This window comes from Paenibacillus riograndensis SBR5 (genome assembly GCF_000981585.1).
Taxonomy (GTDB): Bacteria; Bacillota; Bacilli; order Paenibacillales; family Paenibacillaceae; genus Paenibacillus_AQ; species Paenibacillus_AQ riograndensis.
In genome coordinates this window covers 3,097,072-3,113,032 of sequence record NZ_LN831776.1, presented here as the reverse complement: position 1 = coordinate 3,113,032, position 15,961 = coordinate 3,097,072, and the positions used below count along the sequence as shown (strand labels likewise).

Sequence of the window (15,961 nt, the reverse complement as noted above, 5' to 3'; positions counted from 1 at the left end):
ATCCTTCCGATCCAACGAATTCATTCAACGAGGTGAGAGACCATGGGGATATGACCCTTTACCGGATTGGCGAACTGGCCAAAGCCGCCCATACCAGCGAACGGACCATTGATTATTACACGAAGCTGGGATTGATTGCGCCGGAATCAAGAAGTGTTAAAAATTACCGGTTGTACAGCCATGAAACCCTTGTCGCTTTGGAGCGTATTAATCAACTAAAGCAAGAGAAATATACATTGGATGAGATCAAATCCATGATGAGCAAGTGGAATGCAGCCACCTCCGAAAATGACGTTTCGGACAGATTGGCGGAGCTAGAGCTGCAAATGCAGCGGCTGGAGCGTGAGGTGAAGGCGCTTGAACCTGTCATCAGCGGTTTGAAGCCCGTTCAGGCCAGACGTGCACTGGCCGCGCTTCTTCCCCAAGGAGTTGCCTGCATGGAAGCGATCAAGCTCCTGCTCACGCAAGGACCGCCAATGTAATCAGCTTATTAACTATAGTGGAGGAATGACATATGATGCCATTGATGTATCTGTTGGTAATAATCGCTTTTCTATTTTCATTGTGGGCACAATTTCGGGTCAAAGGCAATTTCAATAAATGGGCCAAGGTGGCTAATACCAGTGGAATGACCGGCTATGATGCGGCGCGGCGGATGCTCGACGCCAACGGTCTGGGGGATGTGCCGATTGAGCCCGTCCGCGGCGCTCTTTCCGACCACTACGACCCTATTCACCGGGTTGTGCGTTTGTCAGAGCCCGTATATTACGAACGTTCCATCGCAGCCATCTCTGTAGCGTGCCATGAGGTTGGCCATGCGATTCAGCACAAAGTTCATTACCCGATGCTTACGCTGCGCCACCGGATGTTCCCGGTAGTCAATATCGCTTCGGGTGTCGCACCCTTTATGCTGCTGGCAGGTTTTCTATTCAGCTCTTTTAATCTGATCGGCCTCGGCATCATCTTCTTTTCAGCTGCCGTTGCCTTTCAGCTCGTAACGCTCCCTGTAGAATTCAACGCCAGCAACCGGGCGCGTCAGGTCATGGTTGAGCAAGGGTATATCCGCAACGAAGAAGAACGCGGTGTGGCGAAGGTGCTGAACGCGGCAGCCCTGACTTACGTAGCCGCAGCTCTGGTCTCCTTGCTTGAGCTGCTGCGTCTGATCACCATGTTCCTCGGGAACCGCGACTAAGCTGGATAACGGTACACTCTGCACCACAATAACGTGAACCAGATTAATACTATAACAAATACCCCGGAGGCTAGGAGCCTACCGGGGTATTGTTATTTCTGTCTCTGAAATAGGTCAGCAGAAAGGTCCGGAAGGACCGGGCCACCAAGGGCAGCTTGCCATCAGCCCGGTGGATGAGCCCGACCGTCCTGGTTACAGGGGGCTCTACGACCCGCACCTGCGCAGGCTGCATTGGATTGGTCTGATACAGAGCCATCTCCGGGAGCAGACTCACGCCCATGCCCGCAGCGACCAAACCGCGTATGGTGTCCGTTTCTCCGCCTTCAAAGGCTATCTGGGGTTTGAAGCCCGCCTGCAGGCAGGCCTGCCACACGATCGGCCTCAGTGAATATCCCTGGCTGAACAGAACAAACTTCTCTTCCCGCAGCTGCTCCAGCCGGATGACCTTCTCCCCGGCCAGCGGATGATTCTGCGGAAGGATGGCAAACAGTTCCTCCGTCATCACAATATCCCCGGCCACATGCTCATCGTTCTCCGGAAAAGGGGAGACAAAGGCCAAGTCTACTTCTCCAGAAATTACATCTTTAATGAGGGAAGGGTATGACCCTTGCTTGAAGCGGAATTTCACATGCGGATAGTATTTCCGGAATTCCGCCACGATCGAAGGAATCAAATGCGTTCCCAGACTGTGGGGAAATCCGATACGGATCTCACCGCGTTCAGGGTCCAGAAATTCATGGACCTCCGCCACAGAACGTTCCAGCTCCTTGAGCACGGATTCCACCCTTTTGCAAAAGAGCTGCCCCACTGGTGTCAGCTGCAGGTTACGCCCCTTTTGCATGAACAAGTCGACACCGAGCTCCTGCTCCAGCTGATGAATCTGGCGGCTTACTGCGGATTGCGCGACATGCAATTCCTCCGCAGCTCTTGTTACATGTTCCTTCTGAGCAACCTTTAGAAAATATTGCAGCTGTCTAAGCTCCACTTGAGCACCTCTCCTATCGTCGGCTTCTTTTGAAAATACGAATAATCAGTCCATACAGGAAAAAACCGGCGGCCAGGCCGCTCAGATGCGCCATCCAATTGACGTATGGAGTAGCGAAGGACATAATGATCCCCATCACCAGAAGGCCGTAAAGTGTCTTGCGCGAGTTCTCGTCCATCATCCCTCTCTGCAGGAGGGCAATATAGAGAAATGCGCCGTAGACGGCATAGATTGCACCTGACGCGCCCACAGAGACTGTAGCCACATCCACAACCGAACGGCTGCTGAAGACCACGGACAGATAATTGGCAATGAAGCCCCCGGCCATATAGAGCAGCGCATACCGCCACCAGCCCATCAGCCGCTCAAGCGGCGGAGCAAACACCAGAAGCGCAAAGCAGTTAAAAAATAAATGGGCAAACCCGTTATGCAAAAAGGTCGCCGTCACATAACGCCACATCTCGTCCATTTCCGGACCGGCATTCAGCGTAGCCCCGTATTTCAATAATGTTTCCAGATTGGTCGAGCCGCCGTTGGCGGTAAGCACAATGAACATCAGCACATTCAGCAGAATCAGGATACAAGTCACCGGATAATAGCGGATGTATCCTTTCCATTTCTCATACCTTATAAAGATCATAGCACCATCCCTTATGTATCATAATGTGTCCCCGTTGGACATTAAGCTTCTAAAAAGATTATAATTTATTGTGGCAGTAAGAATCCAATCATACCATTCAAGGAGGAAACAAGGATATGACGCAAGAAAGAACAGGTGCAGCCACTTTCAAGGGCAATCCCATTACTCTCGTAGGGCCAGAGCTGAAAGCCGGCGATACCGCGCCCGGTTTTGTGGTAAGCAAGAATCTTTTGGAAGACGCGTCCCTCAGCGATTATGCCGGTAAAATCAAGCTGATCAGCGTTGTGCCTTCTCTGGATACCGGTGTATGCGATGCGCAGACCCGCCGCTTCAATACTGAAGCCGCAGAACTTGGTGACGATGTGGTCATACTCACCATCAGCATGGACCTCCCTTTCGCCCAAGCCCGCTGGTGCGGCGCTGCCGGCATTGACCGGGTGATTACCCTGTCTGACCATAAAGACGCTTCTTTTGGACTGGCCTATGGAGTCCTGATCAAGGAATTCCGCCTCGATATGCGCTCCATCTTCGTTATCGACAAAAATGATACCGTGGCCTATGTAGAATATCTGGCTGAGATGGCAGAGCACCCGAACTATGAAGCTGCTGTAGCAGCTGTAAAAGAACTGCTGTAACACAGCGTTAGACAAATATTTCAGCGAATACACTCGAATCTGTGTAAAAAAGCGGCAGAAGGTCATCCTTCTCCCGCTTTTTGTTTATTAGGCGATACCAAAGATTGTTCGAAGAACACCCGAAACCGCATACAATCCAAGCACAGATGAATGCTGTGTTCCTCAGTCCACTTTATATTTGCCGAGCTTCTTATCCAGTGACTGATATAAGCGTTGAATAACACGGTAATTGGCCCCCAGGTCTCCGAGCGATCCTCTGGATGCGGAATAGATATCAACCGCACAACGGACCGGTGAAGTGTTCAACACGGACACGGTAATGTCCAGCGTCCGGCCGAAGCCTGTTCTTTTTTCCAATGTGATTTCCCCAACGGACTCCACTTCATGCAGGACTTTGTAACCCGGAATCTTCTTCAGCGTCGAGGATACTTCATCCCACGCTTTGTCTCTGGAAAGATTGTAGTAACGCGTCTTTAATGCAGGGTCTTTTGCACGGTCGCTTGTACCGTCATGACTGCGAAATAAACCGACCAAGGTTCTTTTCAACGACAAAATACTTCCCCCTCTTCAAATCCCAAGTTCAATAGTCTAAGTGTAACATTCTTATCCCCGGAACAAAAGGGCATTGCTCACTTTCAATAATTGATACTATACACAAAAAGGCACCCCGTATCCGCAGCCAAGCGGGAAAACAGGGTACCTTGTCAATAACAGTAGAAAAACCCGCCTATGCCGTCCGGCTACAGTGTCTTCTGAACCTGCTAGAGCAGGTGGGTGACCGCAGAAGTCGTTTTTGAATTCCCCAGGTCGTATAGACAGGGCTGTTCAGCTGCGCTTCATGTAGATCTCCCAAGACATTATCATTGGTTCAAAACAACGAGCAACCGTAACGAACATCGCAGGAATTACACATATTATATTGCGTTTTGACGAAAAAGTAAACCTGTATGCGCTTTAATTAACACCGGAATCAAAATCCAATCTCTGATTACAGCTTCTGTCTCACCATTCTTAGATGCGCTTGAGATCTTTATCGCTCTCATCTTCCGCCTGATCATCGTCATCATCGGCTTCTTTCTCCGCAGCCTCCAAGGCAGCCAGTTCTTCCTCTTGTTTCTTCTTCTCCACCTGCTCTTGAAGCTTGTTGTATGTGGCATAGAAATTAAAGAAGGCCAGCATCGCAATCAGTGTCGGAATACAGATCACATACAGCACCGGATACCGCAGACCTATATAGACGAGAACCGCTGCACCAATAAGTGTCGAGAACACTCGAATCGGCCGTGCGATAGTCAGCAGAATGGAATTCTTCACCACTTCCTTGAAGGTCATTTGATAATGAACCACAATCGAAAAGAAATTAAACATGGAGACGAACAAAATAATCATCAGCACCAGCATTAGAATGCCCACAATTTTAAAATTGGCCATCTGCGTCATATATACGGTTACATCCACGTACATAATGACAGTCAGCAGGGTATAGATACCGCCTCCAAGCATGCTCTTCAAATAATTTTCTTTGTACCCCTGAAAAAAAGTGCGGAATGTGCTGACATCCGTATTGCCCATCACCCATTTGCGCACAACGGTAAACAGCGCTGCCGTTGCCGGAAATACAGTGAAAGGCGCCAAAATGCCAAGTACCCAGTTGAGTGTGATCTGTTCATTGGGCCCCCCCGCTCCCGAACCCAGCATGATCATTTTTGTCACTGCGATGAACAGAAACGGAATCGAACATAGCGCCCACAAAATATTGCTGAAGGCAATACGTGATATCCACTCCGTGATGCGGTATAAACCGCCCATTGCTCCCTTAAACTCCAAGTCCCTTCCTCCTGTCTGTCTCGCGCATACTGCGTATCTTAACTATACCCTATTTGACCCGGACTTTTCCAGCGCCCAAGTTTACGATTCTGGGTCAATGTCTAAGCAGACATGGAGAGGAGTCCATATATTAGAATCGTAACCACAAAATTACCATTTTTGAAGGAGGTTAGCCTCATGTCTACACCTTGTTGTAATCCGTTTACTTCGACTGGCACGATTCTTGTCCTCTTCATTCTGCTTGTCATCATCACTCGCACTTTCGTCTAAATCAAGCAAACAAAAAGAAGACGAGGGCGCCTTGTGGCCGCTCGTCTTCTTGTGTCAGCTGTGCTGCTGATTAGATATCGTAATCATCGCGTTTAGCCGGACGTGTGCTTGTGCTGCTTGGACGTGTGTAGGGTTTGCGGTCCCCGCTGCGTCCGGCACCGCCATCACGGCCTGCACCGGAATCACGGTTGCCTTTGTAGCCGCCGCCATATCCGCCGCTGCCGTACCCGCTGCTGTAACCGCCACGGCTGCCGCCGCTTGCATTGTCACGGTTGCCACGGTATCCGCCGCCGCTTCCGGAACCTGTGCGGTTGCCGCCATATCCGCCGTTCGGCTTGCGTCCGCTGCGGATGTCATTTTTGCCGCCACGGCGTTTGACACGGATCGGATCTTCCGGTGTCAATTCAACCTGGGCATCCTTGGTGTCGCCGGTAAGCAGCTTCATAGCCGCAGTCAGCAGCTGAACGGAATCATATTGCTCCAGAAGCTGAATGGCGATGCCTTTGTATTCGTTCAGCTCGCCGCCGCCTTCAACCATTGCCAGCAAACGTTCAGCAGTAATGCGCTGCTTGCCTTCGATAGCCTCAGCCATTGTCGGAAGCGGTTTGCGGGTAATACGGTGACGTGTGACACGTTCAATCAGGTGCAGGTGATCCATCTCGCGGGGAGTCACGAAAGACCAGGCAGTCCCTTCCTTGCCCGCACGGCCTGTACGGCCGATACGGTGTACATAACTCTCAGGATCCTGCGGCAGGTCAAAGTTGATAACATGAGTTACACCGGAAACGTCGAGTCCGCGGGCTGCAACGTCTGTAGCAACAAGCACATCAATGCTGCCGTCGCGGAATTTGCGCATTACGGCATCCCGCTGGTTCTGGGACAAGTCGCCATGCAGTCCGTCTGCGGAATAACCGCGTTTTTGCAATCCTTCAGCCAGCTCGTCAACCCGGCGTTTGGTGCGGCCGAATACGATCGCCAAATCAGGGGATTCCATGTCAATCAGGCGGCTCAGAGCTTCGAACTTCTGGCGCTCAGGAACCTCAATATAAGCCTGGTCAATCAGAGGTGCGCTGATTTGTTTCGGGATTACGGAAACATGCTGCGGATTCTTCAGGAACTGCTGGGCAAGACGTTGAATGTTAGGAGGCATTGTAGCTGAGAACAGCATGGTCTGGCGTTCTTCCGGTACAAGCTTGAGAATCGTCTGGATGTCTTCCATGAAGCCCATATCCAGCATTTCGTCAGCTTCGTCCAGCACAATGGTCTGGACATCATCGAGGCGGATGGTTTTGCGGTTAATGTGGTCCAGAAGGCGTCCAGGGGTACCGATGATGATCTGCGGTTTCTTCTTCAGGCCGCGGATCTGGCGGCCGATATCCTGCCCGCCGTAAATGGCCAGGGAGCGGAGTCCTTTGAAGCGGGTCAATTTGCCGATTTCCTCAGCTACCTGAATCGCAAGCTCACGTGTCGGTGTCATGACAAGTGCAAGGATCTTCTCTTCTTCCCGGGCGATCTTGGAGATGAGGGGAATCCCGAAAGCAGCGGTTTTACCTGTACCGGTCTGCGCCTGGCCGATAAGATCCGATCCGGTCAATGCAATCGGAATCGCCTGCTCCTGAATGGGTGTTGCTTCCTCAAATCCTAGCTCTGTGATTGCTTGAAGCACTTTTGGCTCCAGGCCGAATTCTGCGAATGTTTTCAAATTATTCATGCTCCTTCTATACAGTGGACATTCCACATGCTTGTCTGTATTCTTAAGTAGCGGTAAACACATTTATAGGCTGTCCAATCATGCCGGATTCTCTGCATGGTTTAGCTCGCATTGGGACCAAAAGATGTCCTAAGATCAGGCCACTTGAATGCGCCTGAACAATTGTATATTGCATCCTAATCAATGCAAAAATACCATTGTAACGTTCTACTCAAGAATATCCTATACATTATATCACAAACCCGATCAGGAATACCAGTGTATTCCTTTCTTTCATTACTTACATTACATGTCAGAGGTGAATTGGCTTGTTAAGACTAAAGCAAATCGGCAATTACCTTGCGGTTATCTTCGGTTCAGCAATGATTGCATGCGGCTTCAATCTGTTTTTGATCCCGCACAGGCTGCTGAGCGGAGGAGTTTCAGGGCTCGCAATGCTTGTGGGTTACTTTACTCCGTTTAACATTAGTTTGCTCTACCTGCTGTTCAATGTGCCTTTGCTGGTCGCTGGCTGGTTTCAGCTGGGCCGGAGATTTATCGTTATGAGCATTCTGTCGGTAGGCGCAACTACCTGGCTGATGGCCCTCATTCCAACAGCAACCGTAGCTTCGGACATGCTGCTGGCCTCGGTTTTTGGCGGAGTGCTTGTAGGTGTGGGCGCCGGTGTCTCTTTCCGGGTTGGCGGCTCTTCCGGAGGATTTGATATTCTGGGGTCCATCATCACACGATACCGCGATTTTCCAATTGGCAACGTCCTTGTGGGAATGAATGCCCTCGTCATCCTTGCCGCAGCCTATTTTGACAACAACTGGAATTTAGCTCTGGCTTCTATGGTTTCCATTTACGTCTCCGGCAGAGTGGTGGATCTCATTCACATCAGCCATATCAAAGTTACGGTATATATTGTAACCACCCGGACGGATGAACTGCTGAAACAGCTGCTGGTGCTTCAGCGCGGCGTTACAAAAATTAAAACCGAAGGCGCTTATTCTCATATCGAACGGGACATGCTAATGACAGTAACGACACGTTATGAGCTTGCTGAGCTCAAGCGGATTATCAAAAACAGTGATCCCCAGGCTTTTGTGAACATTGTAGAAACGGTCGGGGTGATGGGCTCCTTCCGCAAAAGATAGGCCCCCGAAAAAAATGCGCCTGCCTCAAAATTGTGATATATTAGAGTCACGCAGGACCTTACAAATTTCATGAAGATTGTGATTTACCCTCTTTTTTCCTGGCACTTCGTTTTCCGATGAACCTGAATTTCAATTCAGCACTATTCGAAAAAGGAAAGGGTGATTGTTGTGGAAATGGAAACGGTAAAACTGTCAGCAATCGTCATGAGATGGTATCCGGATATGATACCTTTTCTGAAGCAGGATGAATTGAATTCCGTAATTGTTCTGCGTGACGGTCTAAGTATTCTTGAGCCGGAGGATGCTATGGATATTATCCATTACAGCATTTGCGAGCATCAGAATTCTGCGTATCTTCAATAAGCAAGCCGCTTGGAAATCAGTTTTGGATAGCTGCCGCTTTGGATTCGGCCACGTGCCGGACCCGGGCGGCATTTACTTTTTAAATACAGCGTTTAGAATCGGTGCATCCCGTTTATAAACAACAAGAGCGGTTATTCTACGACCAAAATTACGGGGATTGTTACAAGTCTGTTCTTTTTGGCCGCCGCCGTTCCTTTATACTTTAAGGGAATGTACATAAAGGGAGAGAATAAACAAATGAACATCACCTGGGCTCTACTGATGATGGCTCTGGGAGGCGTCGGCGTTCAGCAGCCTGCACATGAAGCCGATGTGGCTGCAGCACTGCAGTCTGCCATGAATCCAACCATCACCGCACAGCACACCGCAAATCCTGGCGCATCACAGAACACTGGGGGCGGCAATGCCGCAACACCTTCTTCAGGCGCATCGCCTGGGACAGAGGCTTCACCGGGCACGGCTGCCGGAGCAGCAGACACTGCCATCCTTACAGATCCCCAGCCGGATGCCCCCAAGATTAAGGGTATTTACGTAACAGCTTACAGTGCCGGCGGTTCCCGGATGACGACTCTGCTGGACCTGCTCGACAAAACCGAGCTGAACTCAATGGTTATTGACATTAAGGACGATGCCGGATACATCACATATAAAACGGATAACCCCGAACTTCAGAAGCTGGGCCATCCGCAGCCGTTCATCGGTGACATCAACCAATTAATGGCCCGCTTGAAAAAACATGACGTATATCCGATTGCGCGGATTGTTGTTTTCAAAGATTCTGTACTCGCCAAGAAAAAACCGGAGCTTTCCTTTGTAAATGCCAATGGCTCTGTCTGGACGAACAAAGGCGGGGACAGCTTCGTTAATCCCTATAACCAGGATGTCTGGAAATACAATGTGGACATTGCCAAAGAGGCTGTGAAGCTGGGCTTCAAAGAAATCCAGTTCGATTATGTGCGGTTCCCCGAGGGCTTCGAAAAACGTGCGGAAACGCTCAAATATACCAAAAGCGACCGGCCGCGTGTCGAGATTATTTCCGATTTTGTCAAATACGCCAAATCAGAGCTCGGGCCGCTCGGTGTCCGCGTGTCGGTAGATATTTTCGGGTATGCCGCCTCGGTGCCTGCTGCTGAAGGGATCGGCCAGGACTTTGTAAAAATATCGAAGAACGTGGATGTCATCAGCCCTATGGTCTATCCAAGCCATTACTCCACCGGATGGTTTGATGTAAAAGATCCCGATAAGAACCCGTATGCCACCATCAAAGGCTCTATGGTTGATACTCATAAGAAGCTCGACCCTCTGGGCAGCTACAAGCCGATCATCCGGCCCTGGATTCAAGACTTCACCGCAAGCTGGCTTGGAAGCGGACATTATGTCAAATACGGCAAGCAGCAGGTCGAAGACCAAATTCGTGCCCTCAAAGAAAAGAACGTCGACGAATTCCTGCTCTGGAATGCCAACAACCGCTACACAGCTGGCGTGGATTACGGTAAATAAGCAATTAAGCTTCCTGCAATCATCAGATTTCTATTTAACATACGCAGCATTGAAGACCCCACTTTGTGGGGTCCTTTTACTGGAGAATTAACCCTGGATCTACAATAAGAATTAAGAATAATGAGGCTTAAATATAATGATACCTACTACTTCAATAAAACAAAAAGCAAGACAATTTCTGTATATTTTATTTCCCATCCTCATTACACAAATTGCCCTGTCAGCTATTACCTTCTTTGATACGAATATGTCCGGCAAATTTGGTACGGACGATCTGGCCGGCGTAGCCATTGGAACCAGCCTGTGGATTCCGATTCAAACAGGACTCAGCGGGATATTGATGGGGATCACCCCTTTAGTGTCACATTTGATGGGAAGTAAAAAGGAAGGCGACGTAGCATACCAGGTCACCCAAGGCATTTGGCTGTCCCTGCTTGTGTCGCTCCTTGTTCTGGCAGCTGGAACCTTCGCGCTTTCACCGGTGCTTCATTTCATGAATCTGGAGCCGCAGGTTCACGATATCGCCTTTCGTTTCCTGTGCGCGATCTCAGTCGGGATCATTCCGCTCTTTGGCTATACGGTTATCCGCAGCTGTATTGACGCTCTGGGCCAGACACGGGTCTCGATGTTCATTACTCTGATTGCCCTGCCAGTCAATGTAGGGCTCAACTATCTGCTGATCTTTGGTAAATTCGGCTTCCCCCGCCTCGGCGGTGTTGGTGCGGGAGTCGCATCAGCGATTACGTATTGGGTGATCTTCGGCATCGCTCTGATGTTTGTCTACCGCACCGAGCCTTTCCGGAGCCTCCGGCTGTTCCGCAGCTTTCACTTTATGTCTCTGCGCAGCTTCAAGGAACTGCTAAAAATCGGCGTACCGATCGGCTTCTCCATCTTTTTTGAAACGGCGGTTTTTTCAGCCGTGACACTTCTCATGAGCCGGTTCGATACAATAACCATTGCAGCCCATCAAGCAGCCATTAATTTTGCTTCCACCCTGTATATGATTCCGCTAAGCATTTGTATGAGCCTGACGATTCTGGTCGGCTTCGAGAACGGAGCCGGCCGGCTGAAGGATGCGCGGCAATATGGAATCATGGGCATTGGAACAGCGGCTGTCCTCTCACTCGCTACAGCTCTTGTACTGCTGTTCGCAGGCAGCCATGTTGCCGGCCTTTACTCCGATGAGCCTGAGGTCATTTCACTCATCCGGCACTTTCTGATCTACGCTATTTTCTTTCAGATTTCCGATGCCATCGCCACCCCTACACAGGGCGTCCTGCGGGGCTACAAGGATGTAAATCCGGCATTCATCATCTGTTTTATCGCCTACTGGGTAATCGGCCTTCCCACCGGATATGTGCTGGCCACTTACACCAGTCTAGCGGCATATGGCTACTGGGTCGGCCTCATCACAGGCCTGGCCATCGGGGCTATTCTGCTGCTGTCCCGCCTGGTCAAAGTGCAGCGGCAATATGCGCACAACAAGCCGGGTACTGCTTAGAATACCGGCAGCTTAAGTCTCCAGAAGCCTCATCAGGCATCCGCATGATCCCTGCGCCAGAGTGAAGGAACTGCGCTCAGGTTGCGCCAAGAAAAACAAAAGGGCGTTCCAAAAGCCATTTCATGGCTTGGGACGCCCTTTTATTACATCATTATTAGGTTAGCATCAGGTTCACTTAAGGTGTGATAGTGTATGGCAACTGAAAGGTCCACAGGCTCGTGCCATTCTCCGCTGAATCGCTGCCGACACCAAAATCGTTGTCATTAATGATGGCGATGGTGTTGCCGTCCACCAAGGTCAGGCCTTCAATCTTTTCATAAGGAAACTGGAAGGCCACGGCATCCAGCACCGTCCGCTTGGAAGGAGGCATAATAGCCGCTGCCTTCAGATTGGAGATGCTCATCTCCTCCAGCGTCTTGCCGCCGGCTGCAGCCTGGTCATACTTGCCCAGAATATTTGTAGCGCCGGATAGATCGATCTGGAAAATCCGTTTCAGCTCGGCCTTATCTCCTGCGTTCTTATCCCGCTCATCAACAAGGAGGGTATGGTCATTGACGGCGTACAAATCGGAGATCACGATATCCGACTGCTTGAGGTCCTTGAACTGGGCGGCATCCTCTGTGATATAGACGTATTCTGCTGTTGGAGCTAGCGTGGCCAGGTCAATCTTGATAATGCGCAGCTGACGGGAGTTATCTGTACTCTTGTCAGGATTGCGCAACGGGCTTTGCATCGCCATGAACATCGTGCTGCCGTCAGGTGTAATGCCTACCGCTTCTGCACCGCGGTTCTGGCGGAGCTTGTTGTAAACCTCCGGCAGCACCTCGCGGGCAGGTACCAGCGGTGTGCTTATTTTGTTATTTCCCCAGCCCTTGGGTACGATGCGCTCAATCAAGGTGCCGTCCCGCTTGACATGAACGATGGACGGGCCGTATTCGTCAGAAATCCAGAACGTATCATCCTTGGGATTATACGCCAATCCTTCAATATCAAGACCATAAGGATCATAGCTCAGTTCCTTTTCGCCCTTAGCATCATACGGTGCCTCGTCCCGGCCCTTGATGTTGCCTACACCCGTTATGTTGGCGGTACCGCTGACCGGATCAATGCCGTTCACCTTCAGCGGAATTTTGTCCAGAATCTTGATTTCTCCAGCAGATGCCTCAATCTTGTAAATGGTAGGCGTATAGTCAGACAGCGGGAAGGTCCGCCGCGTAGCGTCATTTACTTTCAGCTCGCCGTTCGGTCCACGGTCTGCCGTTGAGTAGAAGATATTGGCCGGGTCGCCGGGCAGATGGGTTAAGGATGAACCTACTCCCATCTTAATTCCCGGGGCCAAATCCGCTGCCTTCAGGTTATATTTACCGGTTAACTTGGGTTTGTCTGTAAAAGAAACGCTTGTGCGGAACTGATCCCAATCCACGTACTTGTCCAGCAGATTAGCCATGTCGCGTACCGGCACAAACAGGCTTCCGTCCGCTGATCTCATTTCCGCCGCCGGTGCTTCCAGAGCCTGTCCGTTATTGCTGTACTTGACCTTGCTTTTGCCTGCGGCTTGCTGCGGATCCGCTATGGCATTTCCGCTGCCGACAGCTAATGCAAGCACCGCTGAAGCCATGACGGCATATGATTTTCTCTTCATCTGAACAACACCCCTTAATGTCATTTTATTAGTGATTTTTTCAATATATCATCCCTTTGTTTTCTGTATATTTTCCCAATTCCATGATTAGGTTAAAGGCTTTGTGAAGCTTGTGCCTCCGGGCACGCGCACAACAAAAAAATGACGTAAAACGGTTGCCCGCTTATACGTCATTTTTTATGGTCAGGAGGCGCTGAAGACGCTCTTTCGTCGTCTAGCGGCTCTTCACGAGCAGCTCCACCGCATCTTTTATGACCTGGTTTGGAGAATTCCCTTGAATGAAGCCTGTTATGTTATTGGGAAAGACGGGATGCCAGCTCGTACAGCTCAGTATCGAAGTCTTTTTTGGTATTTACTACAAGATCGATATCGGTAAGTGTCAGTTCGCCTTTGATAATGCCGCAGGCTTTATCCGAATGGCCTTCGATCAGGGAACGGACAGCAAAGTCGCCCAGACGGCTGGCCAGGTTGCGGTCCCCAGGCGTCGGCGTACCACCGCGCTGAATATGTCCCAGCACTGTAACGCGTGCATCCAGGGAGGAATGACGATCTTTTAATGCTTGAGCCACATCCTCGCCCTTGCCTACACCCTCAGCGACAATCACGATACTGTGGCGTTTGCCTCTGGCAAAGTTGTCGCGCATACGGTCGGCTACTTCATTCAGATCGTAAGGCATTTCGGGTACCAGAATCGTTTCGGCGCCGGAAGCAAGACCCGCATGCAGCGCGATATCTCCGCAGTGGCGGCCCATAACTTCAACGATGGATGAACGCTCATGCGAGGACATCGTATCACGAAGCTTGTTGATGGCATCAACTACAACACCTACCGCAGTATCAAAGCCAATGGTATAGTCTGTGAACGAAATGTCATTATCGATGGTACCCGGCAAAGCCATGGTGTTAATGCCCAGCTTGCTGAGCTTGTTGGCTCCTTTGTAGGAACCGTCACCGCCGCAAACTACCAGACCGTCGATACCCATCTCGTTCAGAATATCCGCACCCTTTTGCTGGCCTTCAGGGGTCAGAAATTCCAGACAGCGGGCAGATTGCAGAATTGTGCCTCCGCGCTGGATAATATCACCTACACTGCGCAGATCCATTGGAAAAATGTCGCGGTTGAGCAGCCCCTGATAACCGCGCTGGATTCCGAACACTTCAATGCCGAAGTAGATTGCACTGCGCACCACTGCGCGGACTGCCGCATTCATGCCCTGGGAATCTCCTCCACTGGTTAATACTGCGATTTTTTTTACGTTTGCCATCCTGTTTGTTCCTCCTTAAAATTGTGCGGAGCCCGTTCTTTATCAGATCATGCCCCACAGCCTCTAATACATATGCCTGCGAATCCAACGGCTGTTCACGAAGAAGAACAATCTTGTCAGTGGACTTCTTCTCATTAGACGTCTGGATACAGAGCGAACCTCCCGCTGTTCGCTGACTTTCGGATCGGATAAATATAGTGCCAGCAAGCCCTCGATGACCATGCGATGCATTGAGGTCTCGGGCAGATTCCGGACATCCCTGCGGGCCCACTCCACAATGGAGGCAATCCGATTCAGCATGGTATCGCTAGTGTCATAATAATTGCAGAAATTGAGATCACCGCCGGCCCGGTCTTCATCCTGATCGATCAAGTAGTCCAGCATAATGTGCAATCCGCATAAATGCGGAAAGTATGCCGCCCGGATGGAAGCCGCTGCCGATGTGCTCAGCTTCGGATCGCAAGAGGCCAGAAAAAGCATAAAAACGCCGAGGGTAGAGCCCGTTGCTGCCGCAAACTCATTCCACTGCAGATGCGGGGCAACCTTGCCCTCCACTTCCCACCATTCCTTCAGGGCAGCCTCCCTGAGTTCGGGGCGGATGTGCTTGTAAACCTGCAAATCCGTATAGAGTACGGCCAGACCGCGCACCTCTTCAACCGCCGCGGCATAGCCGGGCAACAGCGCAGTCATCTCCTGGCATTTGCGGACAAGCCTGTGCAAATATCCGCCATCGTTCTGCTCACTGCGGAGCGCATAATAATTAACAGGCTCAGCCTTGGGATTGATAGCGTCCAGCATGGATTGATGCAGCAGTCTGAAATCGGCAGGATCAAGAGAAGTGCTGCGGTCACATAGGTTGTCCAGATAATCACTGATCGTTTGATAAGCAACAATAAGCGGAATCAGTATATGTCGCATCGACAAATTGCCGGCGGCATATATTCCGCCGCCCTGGCAGTGAAACTCTTTGGTCTCAATGCTGGCAAGCGCTTGCTTCCGCAGCTCGGGATCGGGAATCCCTTCCGCATCCTGGCGCCAGAAATGGAGACATTCCCGCACTTCCGGCAGCACGTACTTGTAGACCCTGCTCATCAGCCCAATCGGGCCGCGAGGGCTAAGGTAACGGCCTTGCTCAAATTCATTCAATGACAGTGCCTCCACATTGTTGTCTCCTTATCCAAATCATCATTATTATAATATGCAGAGCGTATTTGTACAAACAACAAAATCACTTTCGCAAAACTGTGAAAGATTCAGAAACAATAAATTCCCGGACATCTGGAGCATGCTTTAT

16 protein-coding genes and 1 other RNA gene are annotated in these 15,961 nt (G+C 50.5%); 8 read left to right on the top strand and 9 right to left on the bottom strand.

The genetic code is table 11. The annotated features are described in order from the left end of the window. Positions 1-50 precede the first annotated feature (50 nt). Entirely contained in the window at positions 51-482 is a 432-nt protein-coding gene (locus PRIO_RS12645) for a MerR family transcriptional regulator (RefSeq protein WP_039836494.1), read from the top strand. 32 nt (positions 483-514) lie between these two features. Beyond that, positions 515-1,192, top strand: a complete 678-nt coding sequence (locus tag PRIO_RS12640; RefSeq protein ID WP_020428939.1) for a zinc metallopeptidase — start codon at positions 515-517, stop codon at positions 1,190-1,192. Positions 1,193-1,262: 70 nt separating this feature from the next. On the opposite strand, the gene PRIO_RS12635 is transcribed toward PRIO_RS12640, so the two are convergent. Together PRIO_RS12635 and PRIO_RS12630 are read right to left on the bottom strand one after the other, a co-directional pair. Beyond that, on the bottom strand, positions 1,263-2,177 hold the full coding sequence (locus PRIO_RS12635) for a glutamate biosynthesis transcriptional regulator GltC (protein ID WP_020428941.1): 915 nt from the start codon (positions 2,175-2,177) through the stop codon (positions 1,263-1,265). A gap of 13 nt (positions 2,178-2,190) precedes the next feature. After that, complete coding sequence (locus PRIO_RS12630) at positions 2,191-2,817, bottom strand: rhomboid family intramembrane serine protease (protein WP_020428943.1); 627 nt, start codon at positions 2,815-2,817, stop codon at positions 2,191-2,193. A 116-nt stretch (positions 2,818-2,933) separates the two neighbouring features. Between PRIO_RS12630 and tpx the strand changes: the two genes are divergently transcribed. Continuing rightward, positions 2,934-3,452, top strand: a complete 519-nt coding sequence (gene tpx / locus PRIO_RS12625) for a thiol peroxidase (RefSeq protein ID WP_020428945.1) — start codon at positions 2,934-2,936, stop codon at positions 3,450-3,452. A gap of 162 nt (positions 3,453-3,614) precedes the next feature. On the opposite strand, the gene PRIO_RS12620 is transcribed toward tpx, so the two are convergent. The 3 genes from PRIO_RS12620 to PRIO_RS12615 form a co-directional block, all read right to left on the bottom strand. Beyond that, a complete protein-coding gene (locus PRIO_RS12620; RefSeq protein ID WP_020428947.1) occupies positions 3,615-4,004 on the bottom strand; it encodes a DUF1499 domain-containing protein in 390 nt (129 codons plus the stop codon). Positions 4,005-4,168: 164 nt separating this feature from the next. Continuing rightward, positions 4,169-4,360, bottom strand: a non-coding RNA gene (ssrS, locus tag PRIO_RS34375) — 6S RNA. A 103-nt stretch (positions 4,361-4,463) separates the two neighbouring features. Further along, on the bottom strand, positions 4,464-5,279 hold the full coding sequence (locus PRIO_RS12615) for a YesL family protein (RefSeq protein WP_020428949.1): 816 nt from the start codon (positions 5,277-5,279) through the stop codon (positions 4,464-4,466). 177 nt (positions 5,280-5,456) lie between these two features. On the opposite strand from PRIO_RS12615, the gene PRIO_RS36725 reads away from it, so the two are divergent. Further along, positions 5,457-5,549, top strand: a complete 93-nt coding sequence (locus PRIO_RS36725; RefSeq protein WP_231869874.1) for a YjcZ family sporulation protein — start codon at positions 5,457-5,459, stop codon at positions 5,547-5,549. Between the two features lie 70 nt (positions 5,550-5,619). Here PRIO_RS36725 and PRIO_RS12610 read toward each other — a convergent pair whose 3' ends face one another. Beyond that, a complete protein-coding gene (locus tag PRIO_RS12610; protein WP_046502654.1) occupies positions 5,620-7,251 on the bottom strand; it encodes a degradosome RNA helicase CshA in 1,632 nt (543 codons plus the stop codon). A 317-nt stretch (positions 7,252-7,568) separates the two neighbouring features. Between PRIO_RS12610 and PRIO_RS12605 the strand changes: the two genes are divergently transcribed. The 4 genes from PRIO_RS12605 to PRIO_RS12590 all read left to right on the top strand — a co-directional run bounded on the left by PRIO_RS12605 (position 7,569) and on the right by PRIO_RS12590 (position 11,760). Further along, positions 7,569-8,396: a YitT family protein gene (locus PRIO_RS12605; RefSeq protein WP_144412103.1), complete on the top strand. Its 828-nt coding sequence runs from the start codon at positions 7,569-7,571 to the stop codon at positions 8,394-8,396. Between the two features lie 174 nt (positions 8,397-8,570). Next, entirely contained in the window at positions 8,571-8,759 is a 189-nt protein-coding gene (locus tag PRIO_RS12600; RefSeq protein ID WP_174469026.1) for a hypothetical protein, read from the top strand. Positions 8,760-8,996: 237 nt separating this feature from the next. Further along, complete coding sequence (locus tag PRIO_RS12595; RefSeq protein WP_046502651.1) at positions 8,997-10,259, top strand: putative glycoside hydrolase; 1,263 nt, start codon at positions 8,997-8,999, stop codon at positions 10,257-10,259. 136 nt (positions 10,260-10,395) lie between these two features. Further along, positions 10,396-11,760 carry an MATE family efflux transporter gene (locus tag PRIO_RS12590; protein WP_020428962.1) on the top strand — a complete coding sequence of 455 codons (1,365 nt, stop codon included), beginning with the start codon at positions 10,396-10,398 and terminating at the stop codon, positions 11,758-11,760. Between the two features lie 175 nt (positions 11,761-11,935). Here the strand turns inward: PRIO_RS12590 and PRIO_RS12585 are convergent, their stop codons facing one another. The 3 genes from PRIO_RS12585 to PRIO_RS12575 all read right to left on the bottom strand — a co-directional run bounded on the left by PRIO_RS12585 (position 11,936) and on the right by PRIO_RS12575 (position 15,813). Then, positions 11,936-13,402, bottom strand: coding sequence for an esterase-like activity of phytase family protein (locus PRIO_RS12585; RefSeq protein WP_020428965.1), 1,467 nt, complete (start codon positions 13,400-13,402; stop codon positions 11,936-11,938). A gap of 293 nt (positions 13,403-13,695) precedes the next feature. After that, complete coding sequence (gene pfkA, locus PRIO_RS12580) at positions 13,696-14,667, bottom strand: 6-phosphofructokinase (RefSeq protein WP_020428967.1); 972 nt, start codon at positions 14,665-14,667, stop codon at positions 13,696-13,698. A 63-nt stretch (positions 14,668-14,730) separates the two neighbouring features. Next, the gene (locus PRIO_RS12575; RefSeq protein WP_046506801.1) at positions 14,731-15,813 is read right to left on the bottom strand and encodes a tetraprenyl-beta-curcumene synthase family protein; all 1,083 of its coding nucleotides are present in this window, start codon (positions 15,811-15,813) and stop codon (positions 14,731-14,733) included. Between the last annotated feature and the right edge of the window lie 148 nt (positions 15,814-15,961).